The organism is Brevundimonas sp. EAKA, assembly GCF_000698025.1.
In the GTDB taxonomy this organism is placed as follows: domain Bacteria; phylum Pseudomonadota; class Alphaproteobacteria; order Caulobacterales; family Caulobacteraceae; genus Brevundimonas; species Brevundimonas mediterranea_A.
Genome location: NZ_JMQR01000224.1, coordinates 1 through 2,270, shown reverse-complemented (window position 1 = coordinate 2,270; position 2,270 = coordinate 1). Strand labels below are relative to the sequence as shown.

Here is a 2,270-nt window from a genome sequence, read left to right as displayed (position 1 = left end):
CGCAGGGGGAGGGAGAAACGAGCGTCACGATCACCCCGCGCTGAACTTCATCACCTTGATCGCGTCGAAGTTCTGCACCCCGCCCCCGACCCGCTTGGTCGTGTAGAACAGCACATAGGGCTTGGCCGAATAGGGATCGCGCAACACCCGCACCCCCGCCCGATCCACGATCAGATACCCCCGCTGGAAGTCCCCGAACGCGATGGACAGGCTGTTGGCCGCCACGTCCGGCATGGTCTCGATCTCCGTGACCGGATAGCCCAGCAGCGACGCCGTCTCGCCCAGCCGCGTCGCCGGCTGCCAGATGTAGTTGCCGTCCGCGTCCTTGAACTTGCGCACGGCCGAGACCGTCTTGCGGTTCATCACGAACCGCCCGTTCGGCCGGTACTGGGCCTTGGGCGCATAGACCAGGTCGATCAGCCGGTCCGCCGGACTGGTCGGCGCAAACCCGCCCGCCGCGCCCGACGCCACAGAACCGATCTGCCCCCACGCCTGATCCGTGTCCGCCACGGTCGGATAGGTCAGGAAGCCCTTGGGCTTGTTCACCCCGTCGCCGTTGACGAAGGCCTGGGTCTCCTGCGCCGCAAAGGCGTCCTCGACCTCGGCCGCCAGCCATTCGTCCAGATCGACCATGGCGTCGTCAAGCAACGCCTGGGTCGCCGCCGGATTGGCGTACAGATCGGCCGAGGGGAACTCCAGCAGGGCCAGGGTCGCCGGATCCGTCTCCGGCCGCGCGGCGGTCTCCGCCACCCAGCCGCAGGCCACGCCCGCCGTCGACACCGGCTTACGGAACACACCCGCCGCCACCGTCCGCACCGTGGCGATCTCGCGCATCGGCGAGGCCGCCATCAGCCGCCGCTCGATGGCCCGCTCGGTCTCATACGGCACGACATAACCGCCCGAGGTCGCCCCGCCCGACAGCCCCGCCTTGACCTCCAGGGCGCCAGACTGGCCCGTCTTCAGATACCCGTCCCACGCCGCCTTCGCCTCCGGCGCGCTCGCCGGCTCGACCGGCTCGCCGCCGATAGTCGGACGCCGGTTCTGGCTCATCACCCGATCCAGCCGCGCCTGCGCCGACGCCACCGCCTGGTCGATCCTCGCCACCTTCTCCTCCAGCAGCACATCGGCCGCCGCCTTCTTCTCGATCTCGCCCAGCCGGGCGTCGTTCGCCCCTTTGAACGCCTCGAAGGCCGCCATCATCTCGCGCACGACAGCCTGCGCTTCCGGCGAGCCGGAAGCCTGTTTGGTCTCTTTCATGATGTCTCCGTTGAATGCGCCCGTCGTCGGCGCCTTGTGATCCGGGCTCGCCCGAAACCTGTGATTGACGGCTGCCGCCCGTCAAAAAGCGTGCTACGCCCCGGTCAGATCGGGGAGTTTCACGCATGTTCAGTCTTGTTCTGGCCTTTTCCGGCGCTCTGGCGTTTCAAACCCCGCCGGACGTCTCCACCCTGCCGCCTGAACAGGCCGCGCAGGTCAGCAAGGTCTTCGCCGGCATGACCCGCATGTTCGAAACCCTGGGGACCTGCGAAAGCCAGTTCCCGCCCGGAGTCGCGGATCAGATCCGCGCCTCGATGGCCGCCGAGACCGATCCGGCCAAGAAGGCGGCTACGGCCTTCCTCCTGGACGCCTATGACAAGGGCAAGGCGTCCCCGCGCGCCGCCACCATCTCATCCGACGAATGCACTGCGGAAATGCAGGCCATCACCGCCGAGATGCAGGCGCTCCAGACCGAAATCGAAGCCGCCGCGCCCAAAGACTGAAGGGTCTGAAACGCGAAACGTCTATCATCTTCGAGACGACGGTCCGGTCTGAACAGCCGTAAACCGCGCCCCCGGCAGCATGGGAAACGTCACCAGCGACACCTCCCACAGTTCCACCCCGCTCAGCACCCGCAGCCGGCCCTGACGCCGCGCCCGCGCGGTGCGGTATCCGATCGACAGCCCGTCCATCGCCCCCGCCCGGCTCAAGGCGGCGGCGAAGCGGGCTTCGGGCGACCAGTCCGCGATCCGTCCACGCACGAACAGGCCGCGCGCGTCCTCGATGATCGTGTCCCAGACCCCGACCGGCGCGCGGGCGTCATGCTGGCTCAGCATCCGCACCCCCTCGGCGCCCGTCTTCACCAGACTGTCCGCAAACGCCCCCGCCTGCACCACGTCCCCGTTCAGATCGGCCACGCCCCACAGGGAGGCGTAGCCTTCGATCAAAAGTGGCCCCCCCCCCCCCCCCGCCCCTGCGGGGGAGGGGGGGCGAGCCGCAGGGGAGACCGGGGG

3 protein-coding genes are annotated in these 2,270 nt (G+C 68.8%); 1 reads left to right on the top strand and 2 read right to left on the bottom strand.

Features of this window, described 5'->3' with window-relative positions; genetic code table 11:
- Nucleotides 1-30: 30 nt before the first annotated feature.
- Nucleotides 31-1,257 (bottom strand): phage major capsid protein, encoded by a 1,227-nt coding sequence (locus tag ER13_RS17035; RefSeq protein ID WP_035311244.1) that lies wholly within the window; start codon nt 1,255-1,257, stop codon nt 31-33.
- A 125-nt stretch (nt 1,258-1,382) separates the two neighbouring features.
- Between ER13_RS17035 and ER13_RS17030 the strand changes: the two genes are divergently transcribed.
- On the top strand, nt 1,383-1,760 hold the full coding sequence (locus ER13_RS17030) for a hypothetical protein (protein WP_035311242.1): 378 nt from the start codon (nt 1,383-1,385) through the stop codon (nt 1,758-1,760).
- Nucleotides 1,761-1,784: 24 nt separating this feature from the next.
- Here the strand turns inward: ER13_RS17030 and ER13_RS17025 are convergent, their stop codons facing one another.
- On the bottom strand, nt 1,785-2,204 hold the full coding sequence (locus tag ER13_RS17025) for an HK97 family phage prohead protease (protein WP_035311241.1): 420 nt from the start codon (nt 2,202-2,204) through the stop codon (nt 1,785-1,787).
- Nucleotides 2,205-2,270 lie beyond the last annotated feature (66 nt).

Coding starts and splice junctions, on each gene's coding strand:
- ER13_RS17035 (WP_035311244.1), bottom strand. CDS start 1,257: ATGAAAGAGACCAAACAGGCTTCCGGCTCGCCGGAAGCGCAGGCTGTC.
- ER13_RS17030 (WP_035311242.1), top strand. CDS start 1,383: ATGTTCAGTCTTGTTCTGGCCTTTTCCGGCGCTCTGGCGTTTCAAACC.